This window comes from Streptomyces sp. PA03-1a (genome assembly GCF_033792805.1).
GTDB lineage: Bacteria > Actinomycetota > Actinomycetes > Streptomycetales > Streptomycetaceae > Actinacidiphila.
In genome coordinates this window covers 1-26462 of sequence record NZ_JARAVO010000124.1, presented here as the reverse complement: position 1 = coordinate 26462, position 26462 = coordinate 1, and the positions used below count along the sequence as shown (strand labels likewise).

Annotated in this window: 21 protein-coding genes; 13 read left to right on the top strand and 8 right to left on the bottom strand. The window is 71.3% G+C overall.

Annotation, left to right across the window (positions count from 1 at the left end):
- The first annotated feature begins 353 nt into the window (after positions 1-353).
- The 5 genes from PV341_RS26075 (at position 354) to PV341_RS26055 (ending at position 5646) form a co-directional block, all read left to right on the top strand.
- The gene (locus tag PV341_RS26075) at positions 354-1526 is read left to right on the top strand and encodes a branched-chain amino acid ABC transporter substrate-binding protein (RefSeq protein WP_500331952.1); all 1173 of its coding nucleotides are present in this window, start codon (positions 354-356) and stop codon (positions 1524-1526) included.
- Positions 1527-1659: 133 nt separating this feature from the next.
- Positions 1660-2589 (top strand): branched-chain amino acid ABC transporter permease, encoded by a 930-nt coding sequence (locus PV341_RS26070; RefSeq protein ID WP_499511269.1) that lies wholly within the window; start codon positions 1660-1662, stop codon positions 2587-2589.
- Entirely contained in the window at positions 2586-3953 is a 1368-nt protein-coding gene (locus PV341_RS26065; protein WP_500331951.1) for a branched-chain amino acid ABC transporter permease, read from the top strand. The genes PV341_RS26070 and PV341_RS26065 overlap by 4 nt, the downstream gene beginning before the upstream one ends.
- Positions 3950-4882 (top strand): ABC transporter ATP-binding protein, encoded by a 933-nt coding sequence (locus tag PV341_RS26060; protein WP_500331950.1) that lies wholly within the window; start codon positions 3950-3952, stop codon positions 4880-4882. The genes PV341_RS26065 and PV341_RS26060 overlap by 4 nt, the downstream gene beginning before the upstream one ends.
- Positions 4879-5646, top strand: a complete 768-nt coding sequence (locus tag PV341_RS26055) for an ABC transporter ATP-binding protein (RefSeq protein WP_499511272.1) — start codon at positions 4879-4881, stop codon at positions 5644-5646. Before PV341_RS26060 ends, PV341_RS26055 begins: the two co-directional genes overlap by 4 nt.
- Before the next feature lie 94 nt (positions 5647-5740).
- Here PV341_RS26055 and PV341_RS26050 read toward each other — a convergent pair whose 3' ends face one another.
- Together PV341_RS26050 and PV341_RS26045 are read right to left on the bottom strand one after the other, a co-directional pair.
- Positions 5741-6226 (bottom strand): PaaI family thioesterase, encoded by a 486-nt coding sequence (locus PV341_RS26050; protein WP_500359099.1) that lies wholly within the window; start codon positions 6224-6226, stop codon positions 5741-5743.
- Positions 6227-6282: 56 nt separating this feature from the next.
- Positions 6283-8592 (bottom strand): FdhF/YdeP family oxidoreductase, encoded by a 2310-nt coding sequence (locus tag PV341_RS26045; RefSeq protein WP_500359098.1) that lies wholly within the window; start codon positions 8590-8592, stop codon positions 6283-6285.
- Positions 8593-8658: 66 nt separating this feature from the next.
- Here PV341_RS26045 and polA point away from each other — a divergent pair, with 66 nt between their 5' ends.
- Complete coding sequence (gene polA, locus PV341_RS26040; RefSeq protein ID WP_500331948.1) at positions 8659-11394, top strand: DNA polymerase I; 2736 nt, start codon at positions 8659-8661, stop codon at positions 11392-11394.
- Here the strand turns inward: polA and PV341_RS26035 are convergent.
- Positions 11325-12197: a DUF4184 family protein gene (locus PV341_RS26035; RefSeq protein WP_500359100.1), complete on the bottom strand. Its 873-nt coding sequence runs from the start codon at positions 12195-12197 to the stop codon at positions 11325-11327. The two genes, polA and PV341_RS26035, sit on opposite strands and share 70 nt — an antisense overlap.
- A 170-nt stretch (positions 12198-12367) precedes the next feature.
- Here PV341_RS26035 and PV341_RS26030 point away from each other — a divergent pair, with 170 nt between their 5' ends.
- From PV341_RS26030 to pgfA, 3 genes are all read left to right on the top strand, one after another.
- Complete coding sequence (locus PV341_RS26030) at positions 12368-13567, top strand: lytic transglycosylase domain-containing protein (protein ID WP_500359097.1); 1200 nt, start codon at positions 12368-12370, stop codon at positions 13565-13567.
- 87 nt (positions 13568-13654) lie between these two features.
- A complete protein-coding gene (locus PV341_RS26025; RefSeq protein ID WP_500331946.1) occupies positions 13655-13789 on the top strand; it encodes an SPW_0924 family protein in 135 nt (44 codons plus the stop codon).
- A 12-nt stretch (positions 13790-13801) separates the two neighbouring features.
- Positions 13802-14860 (top strand): cell envelope lipid trafficking protein PgfA, encoded by a 1059-nt coding sequence (pgfA, locus tag PV341_RS26020; RefSeq protein ID WP_500359096.1) that lies wholly within the window; start codon positions 13802-13804, stop codon positions 14858-14860.
- Here pgfA and pyk read toward each other — a convergent pair.
- Positions 14769-16208, bottom strand: a complete 1440-nt coding sequence (gene pyk / locus PV341_RS26015) for a pyruvate kinase (RefSeq protein WP_500331944.1) — start codon at positions 16206-16208, stop codon at positions 14769-14771. The two genes, pgfA and pyk, sit on opposite strands and share 92 nt — an antisense overlap.
- Positions 16209-16347: 139 nt before the next feature.
- The gene (locus tag PV341_RS26010; protein WP_500331943.1) at positions 16348-17052 is read right to left on the bottom strand and encodes an SIMPL domain-containing protein; all 705 of its coding nucleotides are present in this window, start codon (positions 17050-17052) and stop codon (positions 16348-16350) included.
- Positions 17053-17225: 173 nt separating this feature from the next.
- Here PV341_RS26010 and PV341_RS26005 point away from each other — a divergent pair, with 173 nt between their 5' ends.
- A complete protein-coding gene (locus tag PV341_RS26005; protein ID WP_500359095.1) occupies positions 17226-19049 on the top strand; it encodes a bifunctional metallophosphatase/5'-nucleotidase in 1824 nt (607 codons plus the stop codon).
- Between the two features lie 105 nt (positions 19050-19154).
- On the opposite strand, the gene PV341_RS26000 is transcribed toward PV341_RS26005, so the two are convergent.
- Complete coding sequence (locus PV341_RS26000; RefSeq protein WP_499511283.1) at positions 19155-20042, bottom strand: LysR family transcriptional regulator; 888 nt, start codon at positions 20040-20042, stop codon at positions 19155-19157.
- 91 nt (positions 20043-20133) lie between these two features.
- Between PV341_RS26000 and PV341_RS25995 the strand changes: the two genes are divergently transcribed.
- The 3 genes from PV341_RS25995 to PV341_RS25985 are packed head-to-tail and all read left to right on the top strand — an operon-like array spanning position 20134 to position 23548.
- On the top strand, positions 20134-20856 hold the full coding sequence (locus PV341_RS25995; protein ID WP_499511284.1) for a succinate dehydrogenase cytochrome b subunit: 723 nt from the start codon (positions 20134-20136) through the stop codon (positions 20854-20856).
- 2 nt (positions 20857-20858) lie between these two features.
- Positions 20859-22793, top strand: coding sequence for a fumarate reductase/succinate dehydrogenase flavoprotein subunit (locus PV341_RS25990; RefSeq protein ID WP_500359093.1), 1935 nt, complete (start codon positions 20859-20861; stop codon positions 22791-22793).
- A complete protein-coding gene (locus PV341_RS25985; protein ID WP_500331941.1) occupies positions 22790-23548 on the top strand; it encodes a succinate dehydrogenase/fumarate reductase iron-sulfur subunit in 759 nt (252 codons plus the stop codon). The genes PV341_RS25990 and PV341_RS25985 overlap by 4 nt, the downstream gene beginning before the upstream one ends.
- On the opposite strand, the gene PV341_RS25980 is transcribed toward PV341_RS25985, so the two are convergent.
- Positions 23490-24923 (bottom strand): lysine N(6)-hydroxylase/L-ornithine N(5)-oxygenase family protein, encoded by a 1434-nt coding sequence (locus PV341_RS25980; RefSeq protein ID WP_500331940.1) that lies wholly within the window; start codon positions 24921-24923, stop codon positions 23490-23492. The two genes, PV341_RS25985 and PV341_RS25980, sit on opposite strands and share 59 nt — an antisense overlap.
- Positions 24920-26314 (bottom strand): pyridoxal phosphate-dependent decarboxylase family protein, encoded by a 1395-nt coding sequence (locus tag PV341_RS25975; protein ID WP_500359092.1) that lies wholly within the window; start codon positions 26312-26314, stop codon positions 24920-24922. Before PV341_RS25975 ends, PV341_RS25980 begins: the two co-directional genes overlap by 4 nt.
- Positions 26315-26462 lie beyond the last annotated feature (148 nt).

Here is a 26462-nt window from a genome sequence, read left to right as displayed (position 1 = left end):
GGGAAGGGGTGGGCCATGTCGCGGCGGCGGCGAGGGCCGCTACCGTGGCTCCGGCGAGCGCTCCGGCCAGGGCCGTCAGGGCGGGCCGGCGGGCCAACCGCCGCACAAGGCCACCAAATCGGACCTTTGACTCCATCTCTCCCCCAGGGGTCGTCCGGTTACCGGTAAGGACCGTTCTGTTTCCGGCACATGACCGAGGTCACCGTCCGATCACATATCTTCCGACGGCCTATCTGAGTGCCTGATCAGCGGATTACATTCCCGCCAACCCGCGTGGAGTTCACGCGGTCGCAATCCGGAGGGCCTACGGCCCGCCGACTCGTAATCTCATTGAGCGGCTCCAGGGGGTCGTAGTGCTCAACAAGAAGCTCGTCAAGCTTGCCATCCCGGTGGCAGTTGGCGCTCTCGCGCTCACCGCGTGCGGTGGCGACAAGGACGACAGCAGCAGTGGCGGCGGCAAGCCGACGTTCTCCATCGGCTTCCAGGGTCCGCTGTCGGGTGACAACAGCGCGCTGGGCATCAACGAGGACAACGGTCTGAAGCTGGCCGTGGAAGAGGCCAACAAGAAGGGCGACCTGCCCTTCACGCTGAAGGTCGTGGACGGCGACGACCAGGGCCTGCCGGACCAGTCGCCCGCTGCGGCCCAGAAGCTGATCGGTGACACCAGCGTCGTCGCCGTGGTCGGCCCCGCGTTCTCCGGCCCGACGAAGGCCGCGGGCGGTCTGTACGCCCAGGCGCAGCTCGCCGCGGTGACGCCGTCGGCGACCAACCCGGACCTGACGAACCAGGGCTTCACCTCGTTCCTGCGCGGTGCGCCGAACGACAACGAGCAGGGTGCCGGCATGGCCGAGTACCTCTCGAAGCACGAGAAGGCCAAGAAGGTCTTCGTCATCGACGACAAGAGCGAGTACGGCGTCGGTCTGGCGAAGGTCGCGATCGACAGCCTGAAGGCCGCGGGCGTCACGGTGGAGACGGACTCCGTCCCGGCGAAGACCCCGGACTACACCGCTGCCGCGACGAAGGTCGTCAACTCCAAGGCCGACGCGCTCATCTACGCGGGTTACTACGCGGACCTGGCTCCGTTCGCCAAGAAGCTGGCCGACGGCGGCTTCAAGGGCATCGGCGTCTCGGGTGACGGCTCCAACGACGCGAAGTTCGTCGAGCTGGCCGGCGCCGCGTCCGAGAAGTGGTTCCTGACCTGCCCGTGCACGGACGCCACGAAGAACGAGAGCACCAAGGCGTTCACCGAGGCGTACACCGCGAAGTTCAACACGCCTCCGGGCACCTACTCGGCCGAGTCGTACGACATCGCGAACCTGATCATCTCCGAGATGAAGAAGCTCGGTAAGGACGTCACGCGCGACAAGCTGCTGGCGGCCCTGAAGGGTGTCAACTACAAGGGCCTGACCAAGGAGTTCGCCTTCGACGACAAGGGTGAGCTGAAGACCAAGAACGTGTACCTGTACCAGGTCGCCGACGGCAAGATCGGCTACCTGGGTGACGTGGCCACCCTCAGCGCCAGCTGACCCGGCAACTGACACCTGAGGTGGGGGGCGTGGGGCGCGGCACGGATTCCGGCCGCCGCCCCGCGCTCCCCATCGCTGTGTCGGACGCGTTTTCGCCGCCCTTCACCGGCTTCAGCAAGGATTCCCACGCACGATGAATCTCTTCCACAACTTCTGGGACTACTTCATCCCAGGCTTGACGACGGGTTCCATGTACGCCGTCATAGCGATCGGGTACACCCTGGTCTACGGCGTGCTCCAGCTCATCAACTTCGCGCACAGCGAGGTCTTCATGATGGGCGGCTTCGGTTCGCTCGTCGTGCTCTCCGAGCTCGCCCCGCAGTCCCCGCACGGATTCAACTCCGTCGTGTGGGTGATCGTCGGCATGATCGCCGGCGCCCTGGTCGGAGCGCTGACCGCGTTCGGGCTGGAGAAGGCGGCGTACAAGCCGCTGCGCAAGCGCAACGCCCCCAAGCTGGTCTTCCTGATCAGCGCCATCGGTGCGTCGTTCTTCCTGTACAACCTGGCGGGCAAGCTGTGGGGCCGCAACCCCGTGCCCATGCCGGAGCTGTACACCAACGGTGAGGTCTTCAGCGTCTTCGGCACCCCGGTGAAGATCACGCAGCTGATCATCATCGGTTCCGCGGTCGCGATGATGATCGGTCTGGACCTGGTGGTCAACCGCACGAAGATGGGTGCGGGCATCCGGGCCGTGGCGCAGGACGCCGAGACGGCGGGTCTGATGGGTGTCGACATCGACAAGATCATCTCCCGTACGTTCATCATCGGCGGTCTGCTGGGTGGCGCCGCCGGCTTCCTGTACGGCTTCGGCATCTCCGGCCAGGTCTGGTTCACGGTGGGCTTCCTGCCGGGCATCAAGGCCTTCGCGGCGGCGGTGCTGGGCGGTATCGGCAACATCCGTGGTGCGATGCTGGGCGGTCTGCTGCTGGGCATCGTCGAGAACCTGAGCTCCCCGCTCTTCGGCACCCAGTGGATCGACGTGACCGCGTTCGTGATCCTGATCCTGGTGCTGATGTTCCGTCCGACGGGCATCATGGGCGAGCGTCTGGGGAGGTCGGCATGAGCAACGCGACCGCTGCCAAGTCCTTCTCGGTGGACGTGGCGAAACTGCGCCGCAAGGCCTGGTACCAGCAGCCCCGCTGGACACGGCTGCTCGGCATGCTGGTGCTGGGCTTCATCCTGGCGCTGATGACGGGCGAGGACGGCAACCCGGCGGAGAGGCTGTCGGCGTTCACCGGCGCCTTCCAGTCGGTGCGGCTGTGGATCTGCCTGGCCATCATGGTGGGCGTGTGGGCGCTGGTGGAGTTCGGCGCCCCGGTGCGCGACGCGGCCCGGCAGGGTGCGCAGGGTGTCGGCAAGTCGCTGGAGCCGACGCGGGCGATGTTCCGGTCCAACGGCTGGCTCCGGCTGGGCGGACTGGTGGTCGTCCTGGTGCTGGCGATCGTCATCCCGGCCAACACCAGCCTGTTCTGGCAGGAGGTCCTCGTCACGCAGATGGGGATCTTCATGATCATCGCGGTCGGTCTGAACGTGGTGGTCGGCTGGGCCGGTCTGCTGGACCTGGGCTTCATCGCCTTCTACGCGATCGGCGCGTACTCCTGCGCCTTCTGGACCGGCCACATGCCGGTGAAGCCGCCGTTCACGGTGGGCGCGCTGGAGTCGATCCCGTTCGCCATCGTCACCTGCCTGATCGCCGGTGTGCTGCTGGGCGCCCCGACGCTGCGGCTGCGCGGTGACTACCTCGCGATCGTGACGCTGGGCTTCCACGAGATCGTGTACCTGGTCGCGAAGAACTCGGACGGCTTCACGAACGGTTCGCGCGGTGTCATCGGCATCCCGCACCCCTCGATCCACATCGGTCCGATCAACTACGACTGGACGCTGGACCCGCTGCCGTACTGGTACCTCCTGCTGTTCTTCCTGGTGGTGCTGATCTTCCTGTACAACCGCCTGGAGCACTCGCGGATCGGCCGGACCTGGACGGCGATCCGGGAGGACGAGGTGGCCGCCTCCGCGACGGGCATCAACACCGTCCGCTACAAGCTGCTGGCCTTCGCGATCGGCGCGTCGACCTCGGGTCTGGCGGGCGTCGTCTACTCCAGCAAGGTCGGCTTCATCAACCCGGAGAACTTCACCATCGTGCTGTCGGTGCTCGCGCTGGCGTACGTGGTGTTCGGCGGCATGGGGTCCATCGCGGGCGTGCTGTTCGGTGCCGCGCTGCTGGTGTGGCTGCCGAACGCGCTGCGTGACCTGGTGCCGGAGCAGGACCGCTTCATCTACCTGGGTGCGCTGCTCGTCATCATGATGATCTTCCGTCCGCAGGGTGTGATCCCCTCCCGCCGCAGGCAGCGTGAGCTGCACATGGCGGAGGCGGGCATCGGCGACGCCGATGCGATGACCGAGCCGACGGGAGGCGTGAAGTCGTGAACGCGGTGGAGGAAGCGGGCGTGCAGCCCGCGCAGACCGGCGGTGCGGTGCTGCAGGCCCGTGGCGTGACGCTGCGGTTCGGCGGTCTCACCAGCCTGTCGGACGTCAACCTGACGATGCGGCGGGGCGAGATCCTCGCGGTGATCGGTCCGAACGGCGCGGGCAAGACCTCGCTGTTCAACTCCCTGACGGGCGTGTACGTCCCGCAGGAGGGCACGATCACCTTCCACGCGGAGGGCGGTTCCGAGCACAAGCTGCTCGGCGCCAAGCCGTACCTGGTGAACCGTTACGGTGTCGCCCGGACCTACCAGAACATCCGGCTCTTCAGTGCCCTGACGGCGCTGGAGAACGTCAAGATCGCGGCGGAGTCGCGGCAGAAGTCGGGAGCGATCTCGATCATGCTGGGCCTGCCGTGGGCGCGCCGGGACGAGAAGGCCAGCGACGAGCGGGCGCAGGAGCTGCTGTCGTACGTGGGCCTGTCGGGCAAGCACAACGAGCTGGCCGCCAGCCTCTCCTACGGTGACCAGCGGCGTCTGGAGATCGCGCGGGCGCTGGCGACCGACCCGAAGGTGCTGCTGCTGGACGAGCCGGCGGCCGGTACGAACCCGACGGAGAAGCTGGAGCTGGAGCAGCTGATCCGCCGGATCAACCAGGACCTGGGCGTCAGCGTGCTGCTGATCGAGCACGACATGAAGCTCGTGATGTCGGTCGCGGACCGCGTCATGGTGCTGAACTTCGGCAAGGTGATCGCCGAGGGTCTGCCCGAGGAGGTGCAGCGCGATCCCGCGGTGATCGAGGCGTACCTGGGTTCTGCCGACGAGGAGGCCGTGGAGGCCGTCGCGGAGATGGTGGAGATCGTCGAGTCGCACCACACGGCCGACGCTCCGGAAGTCCCCGCACCGCGTGAGTCCGAGGAGGAGGGCCGATGACCGAGGCCGCCAACTTCGAGAAGGCGACGGACGGTTCCGTCGCCCAGGCCCCGGCGATGCTGGAGCTGGTCGACCTGCAGGTGTTCTACGGCGCGATCCAGGCGCTCAAGGGCATCAACGTGACGGTCCGGCAGGGTGAGGTCGTGGCGCTGCTCGGCGCGAACGGCGCCGGCAAGACCACCACCCTGCGCACGATCTCCGGTCTGCTGCAGCCCCGCCACGGCGAGGTGCGGCTGGGCGGTGAGCGGATCGACGGCGTTCCCGCGCACAAGGTCGTGGAGCTCGGCATCGGCCAGTCGCCGGAGGGCCGCCGCGTCTTCCCGGTGATGACGGTGCTGGAGAACCTGGAGATGGGCGCCTACCGGTTCAAGGGCGTCTCCAAGGACGACCTGGACCGTGTGCTGACGCTCTTCCCGCGCCTGGCGGAGCGGCGTACGCAGTTGGCGGGCACCCTGTCCGGCGGTGAGCAGCAGATGCTGGCCATCGGCCGGGCCCTGATGGGCCGCCCGAACCTGCTGCTGCTCGACGAGCCGTCGATGGGGCTGGCGCCGCTGATCGTCCAGCAGATCTTCGAGATCATCAAGGAGATCAACGACCAGGGCACCACGGTGCTGCTGGTGGAGCAGAACGCCTCGCAGGCGCTGCAGCTGGCCGACCGCGGCTACGTGCTGGAGACGGGCGCGATCGTCATGGAGGACGACGCCTCGGCCCTGCTGTCCGACCCGCGCGTGCGTGCCGCGTACCTCGGTGAGGGCGCGGCGTAGCGTCCGGCGTCGCACGGCGTGCCATACCGCGAGGAGGGCGGCCCCCGGAGGATTCCGGGGGCCGCCCTCCTCGTGCGTCCCGTGCGGGCGGGCGTCAGGCGGTGACGGTGCCCGGGGTGGCCGGGGTGGCCGGGCGCAGCATGCAGGTGAGGCGGGCGGAGCAGACCCGGCGGTCCTGCTCGTCGCTGATGACGATCTCGTAGGTCGCGGAGGAGCGGCCGCGGTGGACGGGGGTGGCGACCCCGGTCACCTTGCCGGAGCGCAGGCCGCGGTGGTGGGTGCAGTTGAGGTCGACGCCGACGGCCAGCTTGCCGGGGCCGCCGTGCAGCATGGCGCCGATGGACCCGATGGTCTCCGCCAGGACGGCGGAGGCGCCGCCGTGGAGGAGCCCGTAGGGCTGGGTGTTCCCCTCGACGGGCATGGTGGCCACGACGCGCTCGGCGGTCGCCTCGACGATCTCGACGCCCATGCGGGAGCCGAGGTCGCCGGCGGAGAACAGCGCCACCAGGTCGACGCCGAGTCCGGCGTACTGCTCGATGACCTCCGGGGAGAAAAGGCTGGTCGTGGTCTGCTCGCCCATGGACGGTGGCTCCGATCGTCGTCGTTCGGTGTACTGGCCCGTTTTCTACCGGACGGTCAGTGGGGACCGCCGGGCGGGGTGGTCTGTTCCAGCCGGACGACGACGGACTTGGACGCCGGGGTGTTGCTGGTGTCGGCGGTGTGGTCGAGCGGGACCAGCACGTTGGTCTCCGGGTAGTAGGCGGCGGCGCAGCCGCGGGCCGTCGGGTAGTGGACCACCCGGAAGCCCTCGGCGCGGCGTTCCGTGCCGTCCGTCCACTCGCTGACGAGGTCGGTGTAGGCGCCGTCGGCGAAGCCGAGGGCGGCGGCGTCGTCGGGGTGGACCAGGACGACGCGGCGGCCGCCCTTGATGCCGCGGTAGCGGTCGTCGAGGCCGTAGATGGTGGTGTTGTACTGGTCGTGCGAGCGCAGCGTCTGCAGCAGCAGCCGACCCTCGGGGACCCGGGGGTACTCCAGAGGGGCGGCGGTGAAGTTGGCCAGCCCGGTGGCGGTGGGGAAGCTGCGGGAGTCGCGCGGGGCGTGCGGGAGGGTGAAGCCGCCGGGGCGGCGCACCTTGACGTTGAAGTCGTCGAAGCCGGGGATCACGCGGGATATCCGGTCGCGGATCCGGTCGTAGTCGCCCTCGAGCTCCTGCCAGGGCACGCGGCTGTCCGGGCCGAGGACGGCGGCGGCGAGGCGGCAGACGATGGCCGGCTCGGACAGCAGCAGGGGGCTCGCGGGTTCCAGGCCGCCGCGGGAGGCGTGCACCATGCCCATGGAGTCCTCGACGGTGACGAACTGCTCGCCGGCGGCCTGGACGTCGCGCTCGGTCCGGCCCAGGGTGGGCAGGATCAGGGCGCGGGCGCCGGTGACCACGTGGGAGCGGTTGAGCTTGGTGGACACGTGCACGGTGAGGCGGGCGCGGCGCATGGCGGCCTCGGTGACGTCCGTGTCGGGTGAGGCGGCGACGAAGTTGCCGCCCATGGCGAAGAAGACCTTGGCGTCACCGTCGCGCAGGGCGCGGATGGCGGCGACGGTGTCCAGGCCGTGCTCGCGGGGCGGGGCGAAGCCGAACTCCTTCTCCAGAGCGTCGAGGAAGGCGGGGGCGGGCTTCTCGTAGATGCCCATGGTGCGGTCGCCCTGGACGTTGCTGTGGCCGCGGACGGGGCACACGCCGGCGCCGGGGCGGCCGATGTTGCCGCGCAGGAGGAGGAAGTTGACGACCTCCTTGATGGTGGGCACGGAGTGCTTGTGCTGGGTGAGGCCCATGGCCCAGCAGACGATGACGCTCTTGGCGCCGAGCACCATGGCGAGGAGTTCGTCGATCTCGGACTGGGGAAGGCCGGTGGCGCGCAGCACCTCGTCGGGGTCGGTGGCGCGGGCGGCGGCCGCGCACTCCTCGAAGCCGTGGGTGTGCCCGTCGATGAAGGCCTGGTCGAGGACGGTGCCGGGCGCCTGGTCCTCGGCCTCCAGGAGCGCCTTGTTGAGGGCGCGGAAGAGGGCCTGGTCGCCGCCGAGCCGGATCTGCAGGAAGAGGTCGGCGAGCGCGGTGCCACCGCCGGCCAGGCCCTTGGGGGTCTGCGGGTTCTTGAAGCGCTGCAGGCCGGCCTCGGGCAGCGGGTTGACCGTGACGATCCTCGCGCCGCTCGCCTTCGCCTTCTCCAGGGCGGAGAGCATGCGGGGGTGGTTGGTGCCGGGGTTCTGCCCGGCGACGATGATCAGGTCGGCGCGGTGGAGGTCCTCGAGCAGGACGCTGCCCTTGCCGATGCCTATGGTCTGCGCGAGCGCGGAGCCCGACGACTCGTGGCACATGTTGGAGCAGTCGGGCAGGTTGTTGGTGCCGAACTCGCGGGCGAAGAGCTGGTAGAGGAAGGCGGCCTCGTTGCTGGTGCGGCCCGAGGTGTAGAACACGGCCTCGTCGGGGCCCGTCAGGCCGTTCAGCTCGTCGGCGACGATCTCGAAGGCGCGTTCCCAGGGGACGGGCTCGTAGTGGTCGGCGCCGTCCGGCAGGTACATGGGCTGGGTGAGGCGGCCCTGCTGGCCAAGCCAGTAGCCGCTGCGCCGGGCGAGGTCGGCGACGGGGTGCGCGGCGAAGAAGTCCGGTGTGACCCGGCGCAGGGTGGCCTCCTCGGCGACGGCCTTGGCGCCGTTCTCGCAGAACTCGGCGGTGTGCCGGTGCTCGGGCTCGGGCCAGGCGCAGCCGGGGCAGTCGAAGCCGTCCTTCTGGTTGACCTTGAGGAGGGTGAGCGCGGTGCGTCGCACCCCCATCTGCTGCTGCGCGATGCGCAGGGTGTGCCCGATGGCCGTGAGCCCGGCAGCGGCGTGCTGCGGGGCGCTGACCTCGGGTGCGTCCTGGACGGGGTCGCCTGCGGGTGCTTTGCCTGCCATGGCTTCGATCCTGCCACGACCAGGCGGCGGACCGGCAGTGTCAGTCGGGCGTGGGAGGATCGGGACGTGGCAGTCAAGGCAGAGAAGACGAACGCAGCGACCGGCACCGCACCCCAGGGGGGTGAGCGGCCCCGGTTGCTCCTGCTGGACGGGCATTCGCTGGCGTACCGGGCCTTCTACGCGCTGCCGGTGGAGAACTTCAACACCACCACCGGGCAGCCGACGAACGCGGTGTACGGCTTCGCGTCGATGCTGGCGAACACGCTGCGTGATGAGCGGCCGACGCATCTGGCGGTGGCGTTCGACGTCTCGCGGCGCACGTGGCGTCTGGAGGAGTTCCCGGAGTACAAGGCGACCCGGTCCGCGACGCCGGACGAGTTCCGCAGCCAGGTGACGCTGATCGGCGAGCTGCTGGACACGATGAAGGTGCAGCGATTCGCCACGGAGGGTTACGAGGCGGACGACGTGATCGCCACGCTGGCCACGCAGGCGGAGGCGCTGGGGTACGAGGTGCTGATCGTCACCGGCGACCGCGACTCCTTCCAGCTCGTCTCGGACCACGTCACGGTGCTGTACCCGACGAAGGGCGTCTCCGAGCTGACCCGGTTCACCCCGGCGAAGGTCGAGGAGAAGTACGGGCTGACCCCCGCGCAGTACCCGGACTTCGCGGCGTTGCGCGGCGACCCGTCGGACAACCTGCCCGGCATCCCGGGCGTCGGGGAGAAGACCGCCGCCAAGTGGATCACCCAGTTCGGCTCGTTCGCGGAGCTCGCGGACCGCGCGGAGGAGGTGAAGGGCAAGGCGGGCGAGAACCTGCGCGCCCACCTGGAGTCGGTGAAGCTCAACCGCCGGCTGACGGAGCTGGTGCGGGACGTGGAGCTGCCCTGCGGGCCGGAGCAGCTGGCACGGCAGGCGTACGACCGGGACGCGCTCGACGTGGTGCTGGACACCCTGGAGTTCCGCCACCCCAACTTCCGGGAGCGGCTGTACGCGGCCGACCCGGGTGCCGCGGAGCAGGGCACTCCGGAGGTCGCCGGCGGTGTGGCCGTCGAGGGCCGCGTGCTGGCCGCGGGCGAGCTGGCGGACTGGCTGGCGGAGCACGCCGGCGGGCCGCTGGGCGTGGCGACGGTCGACGCGTGGGCGCTGGGCGCGGGCAGCGTGTCCGAGGTGGCGCTGGCGACGGCGGAGGGCCCGGCGGCGTGGTTCGACCCGGCGGCGCTGGACGAGAAGGACGAGCAGGCCTTCGCGGCGTGGCTGGCGGACGCCGCCCGGCCGAAGGTGCTGCACAACGCCAAGAACGTGATGCGGGTCTTCGCCGAGCACGGCTGGAGCGTGGACGGGGTCACGATGTGCACGGCGCTGGCCGCGTACCTGGTCAAGCCCGGCCGCCGCTCGTTCGCCCTGGACGACCTGTCGGTGGAGTACCTGGGGCGGGAGCTGGCCCCGGCGGGCGGCGAGGACGGCCAGTTGGCCTTCGGCGCCGACGAAGAGGCCGAGGCGGACGCCCTGATGGTGCAGGCGCGCGCCGTGCTGGACCTGGGCGACGCGTTCGCCGCGCGGCTGGAGCAGGACGGCGCGCTGCGGCTGCTGCGCGAGGTGGAGCTGCCGACCTCGACGCTGCTGGCGCGAATGGAGCGGGCGGGCATCGCGGCGGACCGCGAGCATCTGGAGCGCCTGGAGCAGCGGTTCGCGGGCGAGGTGCAGCTCGCCGTGAAGGAGGCGCACGCCGCGGTCGGGCACGAGTTCAACCTGGGCTCCCCCAAGCAGCTGCAGGAGGTGCTCTTCGGCGAGCTGGGGCTGCCCAAGACGAAGAAGACCAAGACGGGTTACACCACCGACGCGGACGCGCTGGCGTGGCTGGCGGCGCAGACCGAGCACGAGCTGCCGGTGATCATGCTGCGTCACCGGGAGCAGGCGAAGCTGCGGGTGACGGTCGAGGGGCTGGTCAAGACGATCGCTCCCGACGGGCGGATCCACACCACGTTCAGCCAGATCGTGGCGGCCACGGGCCGGCTGTCCTCGACCGACCCCAACCTGCAGAACGTGCCGGTGCGCACCGACGAGGGCCGGGCGATCCGCCGCGGCTTCGTGGTCGGCGAGGGCTACGAGTCGCTGCTGACCGCCGACTACAGCCAGATCGAACTGCGGGTGATGGCCCACCTGTCGGAGGACGAGGGGCTGATCGCGGCCTTCGACTCCGGCGAGGACCTGCACACCACGGTCGGCAGCTACGTCTTCTCGGTGCCGCCGGAGCAGGTGGACGCCGAGATGCGCCGCAAGATCAAGGCGATGTCCTACGGGCTGGCGTACGGGCTGTCGGCCTTCGGCCTGTCGCAGCAGCTGGGCATCGAGGCGGCCGAGGCGCGCGGCCTGATGGAGACGTACTTCGAGCGGTTCGGCGGCGTGCGGGACTATCTGCAGCGCGTGGTGGAGGAGGCCCGGGTCACGGGTTACACCGAGACCTTGATGGGCCGCCGCCGTTACCTTCCCGACCTCACCAGCGACAACCGCCAGCGCCGCGAGATGGCCGAGCGGATGGCGCTCAACGCGCCGATCCAGGGCTCGGCCGCCGACATCGTCAAGATCGCGATGCTGAAGGTGGACGCGGCGCTGGCGCGGGAGGGGCTGCGCTCCCGGATGCTGCTGCAGGTGCACGACGAAATCGTGGTCGAGGTCGCCCCCGGCGAGCGGGCCGCGGTGGAGGAGCTGGTCCGTCGCGAGATGGCGGCCGCCTACCCGTTGCGGGCGCCGCTGGACGTCTCCGTGGGCGTCGGTCCGGACTGGGAGTCGGCGGCCCACTGACCGCCGGTCCCCCGGCCGTCGCGGCGGGCGGCGCGGTGCGTGAGGTGCACCGCGCCGGCGCAGGTCGCGGCGGCCAGGGCGAGTCCCGCCCCGGCGCCGAAGAGGCCGGCCGGGATCATCCCGGCGGCGTCGCCGGTCGCCCCGTACCACTGCTCCGCGCGTACGGCCGCTCCGGCGGCCGTGGTGACGCCGAGGGCGGTCAGGGCGAGCCGCCGGGCCCGGCGCGAGAGCCGGGGCACAGAGGAGGGGCGCTTTTCGGCCGTACCGGGCACGGCCCTCAGGGCGCGCAGCCCGTACCAGCCCAGCAGGGCCAGCGCCACGGCCGAGCTTCCGTACTGGACGTACTTGTGCAGGGCCGTGCCGTGCACCTCGTGGTCGAGCACGGGCAGCAGGCGCACGCCCCACCGCCCGGGGTGGGTGAAGGCGTCCCAGACCACGTGGGTGGTCGCCCCGGCCACGGCCGACGCCCAGAAGGCCGCGACCGAGCGCGGCGAGGGCCGCATGCGGTCGCCGACGCCCGCCAGGGCGGCGATCCCGGCCTGCCGGTGCTCGGGCAGCAGGGCCACGAGGGGCCCGCGCAGCGCCGCCCAGCCGCCCACCAGCCCGGCGGCGATGACCGGGTCCACGAGGGCGACGCCCAGCGGGGCGTGGGTGACCTGCCCGAAGCCGAAGAGGCCCCGCACCAGCGAATCGGCGAAGAAGGGCACGTCGGGGGCGAAGGAGCCGGCGACGAGGGCGGCCGCGACGAGCGGGCCGCGTCCCCGTACGGTGCCGGCGCGGTCCTGCCGCAGACCCGGCAGCACTGCCAACGCATGACTCATCGTGAACGGCATGCAACCTCTTCCGGAACACATCTGTCTGATCAGTATGCGACGTCCGGGACGGTGGCTCCGTTCGGGAAGTTGCCGTAGGGTCACCAGGGTTGCCACGCAGGGAGACGGGCGACACACGGCTTTCGGGAGGGGCAGCGGGTATGCGAGCGCGGTACGGACGGCGGATCCGCAGGGGAGTCGCGGGCACCGCGGTGGCCGCCGCGGCCATGGCGGCGCTGACGGGTTCCCAGGCCCCCGGACTGCTGCCGGGCATCCTCAACACCAGCGCAGGCGCCCCGATCGTACCCCCGCCCGGCGACCCCATCGACGGCAACTCGTCGGAGTACTTCACCGGTCTCCCGCCGCTCAACACACCCGCTCCCGGCACCTCCGCCACCCCGGGCACCGGTCCGGGGACCGGCGCGACCGACGGCACCGGCCTGCCGGTGTCCGTGCTGGAGGCCTACCGCAGGGCCGAGACGGCGCTCGCCGCCAGCGACCCCGGGTGCAACCTGCGCTGGGAGCTGCTGGCCGCGATCGGCCAGGTCGAGTCCAACCAGGCGCGCAGCGGCAACGTCGACTCCGCGGGCACCACGCTCTCCCCCATCCTGGGCCCGGTCCTCAACGGCAACGGCTTCGCGAACATCACCGACACCGACGACGGCGTCTGGGACGGGGACAAGGTCCACGACCGCGCGGTCGGCCCGATGCAGTTCATCCCGTCGACCTGGCAGACCTGGGGCGCGGACGGCAACGACGACGGCGTCACCAACCCGAACAACATATTCGACGCGGCGCTCGCCGCCGGCCGCTACCTGTGCGCGGGCAACCGCGACCTGTCCGTCGAACACGACCTCCACCGCGCGATCCTGGGTTACAACAACTCGACCGCGTACCTGAACACGGTCCTGTCCTGGTACGACCACTTCCGCAAGGGCGACGTCGTCTCCCTCCCCGACGTGGGCGGCGCGGGCAGCGACACCCCCGACGACCCGCCGTCCTCCACGGCGCCGTCCAGCTCGCCCTCCCCGACGTGGTCCCCGAGCATGAGCGCCTCGCCCCGGCCGACGAAGTCGCCCACGCCGACCGCGACCGCCAGCGGCACGATCGGCCCCCCGTCGGGCAGCCCCTCGCCGACGACCTCGCCCACCGACTCCCCGACGACGGGCCCCACCACCGGCCCGACGGACCCGCCGACCTGCCCGACGGACTCCGCGTCGCCCACGGCGACCCCCACCGACACGGCCTCCCCGTCGCCGTCCGGTACGCCCGACCCCTGTGCGACGGCCTCCCCCGGCGACAGCCCGTCGCCGACCGCGACGGAGACCGAGGGCGCCACCGCCTCCGGCCCGACCAACTGACGCCGTAGAACCTGTTCTCATTTCAACTCCCGGTTGCTACGGTTCACCGGCCCAGCCGACGTAGCCGTACGACCGGGAGGTACGGCCATGCGCGCAGTCATCGCGGCGGCCATCGGACTCGTCGCCGCGCTCGGGATCGTCCTCCTCGTGACCGCGGTCGGTCCGCCGGACGGCAGCACGTCCCCTGAGCCGCTGCTCACCACCGTCCCCGCGCACCCGTAGGAGGGCGGTCCCATGCGCCGCAGGTCAAGCCTGGTCCTCCTCTCCCTCGCGGTGTTCTTCGCCGCACTGTCACCGCTGGTGCGCTGGTACGCCTTCCCCCGTCTGGCGAAGATCCCGGCAGGCCAGTACCAGGCGGTCGTCCTGGAGGCGCGGGACGCCACGCTGCTCGACTACGGGACGATGCGGCCGAAGAAGGTCGCGAAGGTCAGCATCGTGCAGACCCTGAAGGGCAACGTGGAGGAGGCGCATCGGATCGAGCGGCGCACCGGCCGGGACGTGGTCGTGTGGGACGGGCTGGCCTACGTGGTGGGCCCGGACGGCGCGATGGTCTCCCAGGTCCCCGAGCGGTACGTCTTCGACGCGCACACGCAGGAACCCGTCCACGCGGGGGGCGAGAGCGTCGACGGCGATGCCGTCGAACGCCGGGGCGTCGAGTTCAAGTTCCCCTTCCTCACCGAGAAGCGGGACTACTACTACTTCGACGCGCAGGCGCGGAGTTCGGCGCCCATCCACTACCGCGGCACGCGGCAGTTCCGCGGCCTGGAGGTCTACTACTTCGAGCAGACCGTGCCCTGGACCGAGGTCCCGCTGCCCAAGAAGATGCCGGTCGAGGGCGTCACCCCGCAGACCGTCGCGGCGATGGGCATGGAGCGCTGGTACACCACGAAGCGCATGTTCTGGGTGGACCCCGTCACCGGGGCCCCGGTCAACGGGGAGGAGGTCCACCGGGAGGAGATGCGCTTCACCGACGGGAAGCAGCAGCCGGTCACCGCGTTCGCCGGGCACGTGAAGATGCGCGAGGACTACGTGCGGCACACCGTCGCCCTGGTGAAGTCCCAGCGGCAGGTGGTGCTGGTGATGACCTCCTACCTGCCGTGGGGCTCGCTCCTGCTGGGCGCCGCGCTGCTGTCGCTCGCGCTCGTCCTGGAGGCGCGCGGCCGCCGCCCGGCAGCGGGCGGCGTCGGCGCCGTCGGCGGCCTCAGCGGGGCGAAGGGGAGTCGTCCTCGCCGATGTGGTGCACGCGCACGAGGTTGGTGGTCCCCGAAACACCGGGCGGCGAGCCCGCCGTGATGACGACGACGTCGCCCTCCTGGCAGCGGCCGATGCGCAGCAGCTGCTCGTCGACCTGGTCGACCATCTCGTCGGTCGTCTGCACCATCGGCCCGAGGAAGGTCTCCACGCCCCAGGTGAGGCTGAGCTGCGAGCGGGTGGCCGGCTCGGGGCTGAAGGCGAGCACGGGGATGGGCGAGCGGTAGCGGGAGAGCCGCCGTGCGGTGTCGCCGGACTGGGTGAAGGCCACCAGGTACTTGGCGTCGAGGAAGTCGCCCATCTCCGCGGCCGCGCGTGCGACGGCGCCGCCCTGGGTGCGGGGCTTGTTCTGCTCGGTCAGCGGCGGCAGGCCGGCCGCGAGCATGTCCTCCTCGGCGGCGGCGACGATCCGGCCCATGGTCCTGACCGTCTCGACGGGGTGCTTGCCGACGCTGGTCTCGCCGGAGAGCATGACCGCGTCGGCGCCGTCCATGACGGCGTTGGCCACGTCCGAGGCCTCGGCGCGGGTGGGACGCGAGGAGGCGATCATCGACTCCAGCATCTGCGTCGCGACGATCACCGGCTTGGCGTTGCGCCGGGCGAGGGCGACCGCGCGCTTCTGCACCATGGGCACGGCCTCCAGCGGCATCTCCACGCCGAGGTCGCCGCGGGCCACCATGATCCCGTCGAAGGCGGCGACGATCTCCTCGAGGTTGTCGACCGCCTGCGGCTTCTCGATCTTGGCGATGACGGGGACCCGGCGGTCCTCCTCGCGCATGATGCGCAGCACGTCCTCGGCGTCCCGGCCGCTGCGGACGAAGGACAGCGCGATGATGTCGGCACCGGTGCGCAGCGCCCAGCGCAGGTCCTCGACGTCCTTCTCGGACAGGGCGGGCACGGAGACGGCGACACCGGGGAGGTTGAGCCCCTTGTTGTCGGAGATCAGACCGCCCTCGATGCACAGGGTGCGGACCCGGGTGCCCTCGACGCCGGTGACCTCCAGGGTGACGCGGCCGTCATCGACGAGGATCCGCTCACCACGCGTGACGTCGGCGGCCAGGCCCTTGTACGTGGTACCGCAGATCAGCCGGTCGCCCTCGATCTCCTCGGTGGTGATCGTGAACTCGTCACCGCGTTCAAGCAGTACGGGGCCCTCCGCGAAGCGTCCCAGCCGGATCTTCGGGCCTTGAAGGTCCGCGAGGATCCCGACGCTGCGGCCGCTCTCGTCGGCGGCCTTGCGCACGCGCCGGTAACGCTCCTCGTGATCGGCGTGGCAACCATGGCTCATGTTCAGGCGGGCGACGTCCATACCGGCTTCGACCAGGGCCTTGATCTGGTCGTAGGCGTCGGTGGCGGGCCCGAGGGTGCAGACGATTTTTGCTCGGCGCATGGACCGAGCCTATGACCTACTTCACAGTAGGTACCTCGTGGAAGGCGACTGTCCAACGTCAGCCTGATTAACGGTTGTTGACAAGTGGTGAAGTGAGCTGGGGCCCGCTCCGATGAGCACACCGCCGGTGGGGCGGGGCTCAGGCCGACAGGTCGGGCGCCGTCATGGTGAAGTGTGCGGTGACCTGCGCGTACACGTTCTGTCGCTCCGGCTCCATGTCAAGGGCCTGGGCCGTGTCCTCGGCGCCGCCGGGTGCCGCGAAGGCGGCGGTCCGCATCGCCGGACGGGCACGGAAGGGCGCCGACTGCTGCACTCCCTCGTCGGCCAGCTCGACCAGGGCCACCAGCCGGGCGCCGAGCGCCTGCGCGTACTCGCGGGCACGCTGCACCGCGTCGCGCACGGCCTGCCGGCGGGCCTCGCTGTAGGCCGCGGAGTCGGGCCGCAGCGACCACCAGGGGCCGTCGACACGAGTGAGCTCCAGATCGGCCAGCCGGGTGGTGAGCTCGCCCAGAGCGGTGAAGTCGGTGAGGGTGGCCCCCACGCGCACGCTGCCGTGGTACGCCCGTACGCGCTCGCCGCGGCCCCGCTCCCGCAGCTCGGGGGTGATCACGAAGGCCCCGGTCTCCAGCTTCTCGACGGCGTCGGTGTAGCCCTTGACGAGGTCGAGCACTTGCGCGTTGCGCCGGCTGAGGTCGTCCAGCGTGGCGCGGCGGTCGGTGCCGCGGGCGCTGACGGTGACGGCGATCCGGGCGAGCTCGGGCTCGACCTCGAGGGTCGCCTCGCCCCGCACCCCCACGTGCGGGGTCTCGGGGGTCGGGTACGTCCTGGCCGGTTCTGTGCTCATGCGTCCCACCTTGCCAGGCCGGTACCGCCGTGACGAGTCATCTGTTCGCAACCTGGCGGGGGTGTTGCCCGGGGCACCCGTGCGCCAGAATCTACGCGCGTTAACACCACCAGCAGACCATCATCCCGCCCCCGGCGACCGCCGGAGGCGCCCCGGACACCAGGAGCCGACGTATGCCGCTGAACCGCAGGGACTTCCTCAACCGGTCCGCCGTCACCGGCGCGGGCCTCGCGCTGGCCGGCACGGCGGGCGCCCTGGCCGGCGCGGCTTCGGCCCAGGCCACGGGCCGCCACGGGCACGGGCACGGTCACGGACCGAAGAAGTACTCCTTCGGCGTCCTCGGCACCACCGACCTGCACGGCAACGTCTTCAACTGGGACTACTTCACGGACGCGGAGTACGACGACAAGGCGCACAACGACGTCGGCCTCGCCAAGATCTCCACCCTGGTCACGCAGCAGCGCGCGGCGAAGGGCCGCCGCAACACCCTGCTGATCGACGCGGGCGACACCATCCAGGGCACCCAGCTGTCGTACTACTACGCCAAGATCGACCCGATCACCGCCAAGCACGGTCCGGTGCACCCGATGGCGCAGGCCATGAACGCCATCGGCTACGACGCCGCGGCGCTGGGGAACCACGAGTTCAACTACGGCATCCCGGTGCTGCGCAAGTTCGAGGAGCAGTGCGACTTCCCGCTGCTCGGCGCCAACGCGCTCGACGCGCGCACGGGCCGGCCGGCCTTCCCGCCGTACTCCTTCCACCGGCTGCGCGTCGACGGCGCCCCCGACGTGAAGGTGGCGGTCCTGGGACTGACCAACCCCGGCATCGCGATCTGGGACAAGGCCAACGTGCAGGGCAAGATGACCTTCCCGGGCCTGGAGGAGCAGGCCGCGAAGTACGTGCCCCGGCTGCGTGCGATGGGCGCCGACGTGGTCGTCGTCTCGGCCCACAGCGGCTCCTCCGGCACCTCCTCCTACGGTGACCAGCTGCCGTACGTCGAGAACGCGGCGGCGCTGGTCGCCGAGCAGGTGCCGGGGATCGACGCGATCCTGGTCGGCCACGCCCACTCCGAGATCCCGGAGTACGTGGTGGCCAACAAGCAGACCGGCCAGGGCGTGGTGCTCTCCGAGCCGCTGAAGTGGGGCCAGCGCCTGACGGTCTTCGACTTCGACCTGGAGCTGGTCCGGGGCAAGTGGGAGGTCGTCACCGTCGGCGCGTCCGTCCTCAACTCCAACACGGTCGAGGAGGACCCGCGGATCGTCCGGCTGCTCTCGGACGAGCACAAGGAGGTCGTGGGTTACGTCAACCAGGTGATCGGCACGTCGGCCGCGGCGATGTCGGCGGAGGAGTCCCCCTACAAGGACACGCCGATCATCGACTTCATCAACTTCGTCCAGGCCGAGACGGTCAAGGCGGCGCTCGCCGGGACCGAGCACGCCTCCCTGCCGGTGCTGTCGCAGGCCGCGTGCTTCTCGCGCACGGCCGCCATCCCGGCGGGCCAGGTCACCATCCGCGACGTCGCCGGGCTGTACGTCTTCGAGAACACCCTGGAGGCCCGGATCCTGACCGGTGCCCAGGTCAAGGCGTACATCGAGTTCTCGGCGAACTACTTCGTACAGACGGCGCCCGACGCGCCCGTCGACGTCGCGAAGCTGACGAACGCGAACGGCACGCCCGACTACAACTACGACGTGGTCAGCGGCGTCACCTACGACATCGACATCTCCCGCCCCGCCGGTTCGCGGGTGTCGAACGTGCTCTTCCAGGGTGCGCCGATCGACGAGTCGGCCCGCTTCGTCCTGGCCGTCAACAACTACCGGGCCAACGGCGGCGGCAACTTCCCCGCGGTCGCCACGGCGCAGCAGGTGTGGGCGAACTCCGAGGAGATCCGGAACACCATCATCGCCTGGGTGCAGGCGAACGGATCCATCGACCCGGCGCGGTTCGGCTCGCAGGACTGGAAGCTGACCCGCGGCGGCGTGCCGGTCTTCTAGCCCTTCCGAGCGTTCCCGGTACACCGGAGGGCATGTGCGGGCTGTGCACATGCCCTCCGGGCGTTCCGCAGTGGCCGGGCACGGAGGACGCCGGCACCGCCGGCCTCAGGCCGGCACGTGTTCCAGGAGCACGCGGCGCAGTTCCCGGGCGGCGCGCGGGGGCTCGGCGTCCTTGCGGTGCGCCAGGGCGACCGTGCGCTGCAGCCCGGGGGCCTCGAAGGGCGTCGTGCGCAGCCTGGGCCGGCGTCCGGCGACCATGCTGGGCACGACCGCGGGGCCGAGTCCCGCCTCCACGAAGCCCAGCACGGCGTCCATCTCGCCGCCCTCGATCGCGAAGCGCGGTTCGAAACCCGCCGCCCGGCACGCCGCGACGGTGAGGTCCCGCAGGTCGTAGCCGCTGCGGAACATGACCAGCGGCCGGTCCCTGAGGTCGGCGACCCGCAGGGTGGGCCCGGCGGAGGGCGGCGGTGCGTCGGTGGCGGTCACCACCACCAGGTCCTCGTGGAGCAGCGGCGTGGCGTCCAGGGCGGGGTCGTGGCTCTGCAGCGGCAGCACGATCAGGGCGAGGTCGAGGCTGCCGGAGGCGAGCTCGCGCACCAGGTCGCGTGAGCCGCCCTCCTCGACGACCAGCCGGATGCCGGGGTAGCGGTCGTGGAAGTCGCGCAGCACGTCCGGCAGCAGGCCGGTGGCGAGGCTGGGGGTCGCGCCGAGGCGCACCCGGCCGCGGCGCAGGTGCACCAGCTCCTGGACCTCCTGGGTGGCGGTCTCGGTGTCGGCGATGATGCGCCGCGCCAGCGGCAGCAGGGCCTGCCCGGCGTCGGTCAGCGCGATGTTGCCGCGGGCGCGGCTGAACAGGTCCGCGCCCAGCTCCCGCTCCAGGGCCTTGATCTGCTGCGACAGCGAGGGCTGCGCGACGTGGACGCGTTCGGCGGCGCGGGTGAAGTGCAGGGTGTCGGCGACCGCCAGGAAGTACACGAGCTGCTGCAGCTGCATATCGGCACGATAACGCGATAGGTGCCGCCTATCGAAACGAGCCGGAACATGTCTTGGACCTTTCGTGGCAGGCAGACCTAGCGTCGAGCGCATGGCTTTGGCGACGACGAGGACGAGGGCGACGGGTACGGGCCGCCGCCCGTCGCTCCTACGGGCACTGTGGGGCTCGACCGTGGGCAAGAAGGCGGTCATGGCCGGGACCGGCGTGATCATGCTGCTCTTCCTGGTCGCGCACATGCTGGGCAACCTGAAGATCTTCTTCGGCCCCGAGGAGTTCAACGGGTACGCGGCGTGGCTGCGCACCATCGGTGAGCCCGCCCTGCACAACAGCTGGTACCTGTACATCCAGCGCACCGGCCTGGTGGTCGCGGTGGTGCTGCACGGCGTCGCCGCCTACCAGCTCAGCAAGCGCGACATCAAGGCACGCCCGGCGAAGTACGAGCACAAGCGGCAGCGCACGAGCTACGCGACCCGGACGATGCGCTGGGGCGGGGTGATCCTGGGCCTCTACATCGTCTGGCACATCCTGGACCTGACCACGCTCACCGTGAACCCGCTGGGCAAGGAGCACCACCCCTACGAGAACATCGTGGCCGATTTCCGGATCTGGTGGGTGGACGTCGTCTACATCGTCGCGATGCTCGCCCTCGGCCTGCACATCAGGCACGGCTTCTGGAGCGCCGCGCAGACCCTGGGGGCGGTGAACAAGCGCCGCGACCGCGCGCTGAAGATCACGGCGAACGTGCTGGCGGCGGCGCTGACCGCCGGCTTCCTCGTCGTACCCGTCTCCGTGATGACCGGATTGGTGGACTGACCGTGGAGTACCGACTGGGCGAGCCGATCGCCGACACCAAGGCGCCGGACGTGCCGATCGCGGAGCGCTGGGACCGCCGCAGGTTCGAGGCGAAGCTGGTCAACCCCGCCAACCGCCGCAAGCACACCGTGATCGTGGTCGGCACGGGTCTGGCGGGCGGCTCCGCGGGGGCGACGCTGGCCGAACAGGGCTACCACGTCGTGCAGTTCTGCTACCAGGACTCACCGCGCCGGGCGCACTCGATCGCCGCGCAGGGCGGCATCAACGCGGCGAAGAACTACCGCAACGACGGTGACAGCGTGCACCGCCTGTTCTACGACACCGTGAAGGGCGGCGACTTCCGCGCCCGCGAGTCCAACGTGCACCGCCTCGCCGAGGTGTCGGTGCAGATCATCGACCAGTGCGTGGCCCAGGGCGTGCCCTTCGCCCGCGAGTACGGCGGCCTGCTGGACACCCGCTCCTTCGGCGGCGTCCAGGTCTCCCGCACCTTCTACGCCCGCGGCCAGACCGGCCAGCAACTGCTCCTCGGCGCCTACCAGGCGCTGTCCCGCCAGATCGACGCGGGCAACGTGGAACTGCACCCGCGCACCGAGATGCTCGACCTGATCGTGGTGGACGGCAAGGCCCGCGGCATCGTCGCCCGCGACCTGGTGACGGGCGAGGTCTCGACGCACATGGGCGACGCCGTGGTGCTGGCGACCGGCGGCTACGGCAACGTCTTCTACCTGTCGACCAACGCCAAGGGCTCCAACGCCACCGCCATCTGGCGGGCGCACCGGCGCGGCGCGTACTTCGCCAACCCCTGCTTCACGCAGATCCACCCCACCTGCATCCCGCGCTCCGGCGACCACCAGTCCAAGCTCACCCTGATGAGCGAGTCGCTGCGCAACGACGGCCGCATCTGGGTGCCGAAGGCCAAGGGCGACGACCGTCCGCCGCACGAGATCCCCGAGGACGAGCGCGACTACTACCTGGAGCGGATCTACCCCGCCTTCGGCAACCTGGTGCCCCGCGACATCGCCTCCCGCGCCGCCAAGAACGTCTGCGACGACGGCCGCGGCGTCGGCCCCGGCGGTCAGGGCGTCTACCTGGACTTCGCCGACGCGATCGCCCGCATGGGCCGCGCCAAGGTGGAGGAGAAGTACGGCAACCTCTTCGAGATGTACGAGCGGATCACCGCGGAGGACCCGTACACCCGGCCCATGCGGATCTACCCCGCCGTGCACTACACGATGGGCGGCCTGTGGGTCGACTACGACCTGCAGACCACGGTCCCGGGCCTGTTCGCCATCGGCGAGGCCAACTTCTCCGACCACGGCGCCAACCGGCTCGGCGCCAGCGCCCTGATGCAGGGCCTGGCCGACGGCTACTTCGTGCTCCCGGCCACGATCAACGACTACCTGGCGCGCGGCCCGCACGAGACCGTCACGCCGGACCACCCGGCGGTCGCCGAGGCCGTCGCCGACGTCGAGGACCGGCTGAACCTGCTGCTGTCCGTGGACGGCGACCGCACCCCGGACTCCTTCCACCGCGAGCTCGGCGAGCTGCTGTGGGACGAGTGCGGCATGGCGCGCAACGAGTCGGGGCTGCGCAAGGCGCTGGAGCGGATCCCGGCGCTGCGCGAGGAGTTCTGGCGCCGGGTGAAGGTGCCCGGCAGCGGCGACGACCTCAACCAGTCGCTGGAGAAGGCCAACCGGGTCGCGGACTTCCTGGAGCTGGCCGAGCTGATGTGCCTGGACGCCCTGCACCGCACCGAGTCCTGCGGCGGCCACTTCCGCGAGGAGAGCCAGACCCCGGACGGCGAGGCCCTGCGCGACGACGAGGACTTCTCGTACGCCGCGGCCTGGGAGTTCACCGGCGCCGGCGAGGACCCGGTGCTCCACAAGGAGGCCCTCGACTTCGAGTACGTACACCCCACCCAGCGGAGCTACGCGTGAACCTCACCCTGCGCATCTGGCGCCAGCCGTCCTCCGAGGACGAGGGCGCCATGGTCACCTACCGTGTCGAGGACATCAGTCCCGACATGTCGTTCCTGGAGATGCTCGACGTCCTCAACGAGGAGCTGATCCTCGCGGGCGACGAGCCCGTCGCCTTCGACCACGACTGCCGGGAGGGCATCTGCGGCGCCTGCGGCATGGTGATCAACGGGCAGGCGCACGGCCCGGAACGGACCACCACCTGCCAGCTGCACATGCGGCACTTCAAGGACGGCGACACCGTCGACGTCGAGCCGTGGCGGGCCGCCGCCTTCCCGGTGGTCAAGGACCTGGTCGTCGACCGCTCGGCCTTCGACCGGGTGATCCAGGCCGGCGGCTACATCTCCGTGCCGACCGGCAGCGCCCCCGAGGCGCACGCCACGCCCGTCCCGAAGGAGGCCGCCGACTTCGCCTTCGAGCACGCGGAGTGCATCGGCTGCGGCGCGTGCGTGGCGGCCTGCCCCAACGGCTCGGCGATGCTGTTCACCTCGGCCAAGGTCAACCACCTCAACGTGCTGCCCCAGGGGCAGCCCGAGCGCGAGACCCGGGTGCTGGACATGGTCGCCGCCATGGACGACCAGGGCTTCGGCGGCTGCACCAACACCGGGGAGTGCGCGACGGCCTGCCCCAAGGGCATCCCGCTGCCGTCGATCGCCGCTATGAACCGCGAGTACCTGCGGGCCTTGCGCAAGGAGAAGTCGCGGTCCAAGGGCTGACCGGGTTGGTGGCCGCGCCGAGCCCGAAGGTCGTGAAGGCCGTGCGGGAGGGCAGCGGGTAGGGCTCCTTGCCGGTCACCGCGTTGAGGACGACCGCCGAGCGCCACGCGGCCAGCCCCAGGTCGGGGGCGCCGACGCCGTGGGTGTGGCGCTCGGCGTTCTGCACGTGGACGGCCGCGCCGGTGCTCGCGACCACCGGGTCGAGCTCCAGCCGGTGGCTCCCGTCGATCCGGGGCCGGCCGGCCGCGTCACGGCGGATGTAGGGGTGGATCGGGGCGAGCAGCGCGTCCAGGGAGCGCTCCCGGTAGCCGGTGGCGAGGACGACCGCGTTGGTGATCAGCCGGCTGCGGGTGCCCTGCTGCTCGTGCTCCAGGTGGAGTTCCACGGCTCCCATGCCCATCCGGCCGGCGGTGCGGACCGTCACGCCGGGGGTGAGGACGGCGTCCGGCCAGCCGCCGCCCAGGGTGCGGCGGTACAGCTCGTCGTGGACGGCGCCGATCGTGCCGTGGTCGATGGCCCGGTGCAGTTGCCACTGCCGGGGCAGGAGCTCGTCGCGGACCGGCTCGGACAGCCCGTGGAAGAACCGCGTGTAGTCGGGGGTGAACTGCTCCAGGCCGAGCTTGCTGTACTCCATCGGGGCGAACGAGGGGCTCCGGGCGATCCACGTCAGCCGTTCGCGCCCGGCGGGCCGGGCGCGCAGCAGGTCCAGGAAGACCTCGGCGCCCGACTGCCCGGAGCCGACGACGGTGACGTGCTCGGCGGCCAGCAACCGGTCCCGGTGCTCCAGGTAGTGCGCGGAGTGCACGACGGGGACGGCGGGCGACTCGGCGAGCGGCCGCAGCGGCTCGGGCACGTACGGCGCGCTGCCGACGCCGAGCACCAGGTTGCGGGCGTACGTGCGGCCGAGGGCCTCGGCCTGGCCGTCGGCGTCGAGCTGGGTGTGGTCCACCTCGAAGACGGCGCGCCCGGGGTTCCAGCGGACGGTGTCGACCTGGTGCCCGAAGCGGGTGCTGGGCAGCGACTCGGCGACCCAGCGGCAGTATGCGTCGTACTCGGTGCGGTGCGCGTGGAAGCGCTCGGCGAAGTAGAAGGGGTAGAGCCGCTCGCGGGTCCTGAGGTAGTTCAGGAAGCTCCACCGGCTCGTGGGGTCGACCAGGCTCACCAGGTCGGCGAGGAAGGGCACCTGGAGGGTGGCGTCGTCGAGCAGCAGCCCGGGGTGCCAGCGGAAGGAGCGCTCCTGCTCGTAGAAGGCCGCGCTGAGGTACGGGACGCCGTCGGCGAGGGCGGCCAGGGACAGGTTGCACGGGCCGATCCCGATGCCGAGCAGGTCGTAGGGCTGGTCCCGGTGGGGGTCGTGGTCGTCGGTGGCGGTCATCGGGGGGTGCTGCCTTCCTGGTGGGTCGCGCATACGAGCGTGAGCAGAGCCTCGAGGTCGGTGGGCGTGGTGGTCGGGTTGAGCAGGGTGGCCTTGAGCCACAGCCGTCCGTCGGCGCGGGCCCTGCCGAGGACGGCGCGGCCGTCGACCATGAGCCGGCGGCGGACCGCGGCGACCTCCTCGTCGACGGCGCCGGTGGGGCGGAACAGCACGGTGCTGACGGCCGGGCGGGCGCGCAGGGTCAGTGCGGGATGCCGCTCCACCAGGTCCGCCAGGTACCGGGCGTGGTCGCAGACCGCCTCGACGAGCCCGCCCAGCCCGCGGCGGCCGAGGGCGCGCAACGTGACGGCGATCTTCAGCACGTCGGGGCGGCGGGAGGTGCGCAGCGAGCGGCCGAGCAGGTCGGGGAAGCCGGCCTCGGTGTCGTCGGCGGCGTTCAGGTAGTCGGCGCGGTGGTCCAGCGGGCGCAGCAGCGCGGCCTCGCGCACCACGAGCACCCCGGCCGCCACGGGCTGCCAGCCCAGCTTGTGCAGGTCCAGGGTGACGGTGTCGGCCTCCCGCAGCCCGGCGAGCCTCACCGCCTCCCGGTCGCTGAACAGCAGCGACCCGCCGTAGGCGGCGTCCACGTGCAGACGCGCGCCGTACTGCCTTGCGACGCGGGCGAGTTCGGGGAGCGGGTCGATGTCACCCGAGTCCGTGGTGCCCGCGGTGGCGACCAGCAGGGCCGGCCCCCCGCCCGCGGCGAGCACGGCCCGCACCCGCTCCGGGTCCAGCACCCCGCCGGGGGTGTCCACGACGACGGGAGCGGGCATCCCGAGCAGCCACGCGGCCCGCGGGACGCTGTGGTGACCGTTGGCCCCGGCGACGACCCGCACGCCCGGAACGCCCCGCGCGCTCTCCCGGGCCAGCAGCAGCGCGAGCTGGTTGGACTCCGTGCCGCCGGTCGTGACCAGCGCGTCCGGCGCGGCCGCGTCCGGGTGGACCAGACGGGCCAGCGCGTGGGTGACCTCCGCCTCCAGGGCGGTCGCGGCCGGGGCCTGGTCCCAGGAGTCCATCGACGGGTTGAGCGCGCTCGCGGCCAGGTCGGCCGCCACGGCGGCCCCCAGCGGCGGGCAGTGCAGATGGGCGGCGCACAACGGGTCCGCCGGGTCGGCCGCCCCCTCGGCGACGACCCCGACCAGCGCGCGCAGCGCCTCCGCCGCCCCGGTGCCGTCCTCCGGCAGGGCCTCCCCCAGCACCTCCCGTACCCGCCGCGTGACCGCCCCGGGACCACCCGCGGGAAGCGGCCCCTTGCGGGCGGCCGCGCCCGCCGCGAGCGCGCCGAGCACGGCCTCGACCAACGGGCGCAGCCGGTCCGGCCCTTCACTGCCTCCGGCGAGATGGGGTGGCATGGTGTCGGCGCCCCTCCGTTGTCGCGGATCACCGGCGCGTGCGCGCTGGGCGACCTGCGTAACGACGCTCCCCCGCCCTGGGTGTTGCCCCCACGCCCCGAACGGTCGCCGCCCCGGCGCACCCACGGGGGCGTTCGCCCAGCTGTCG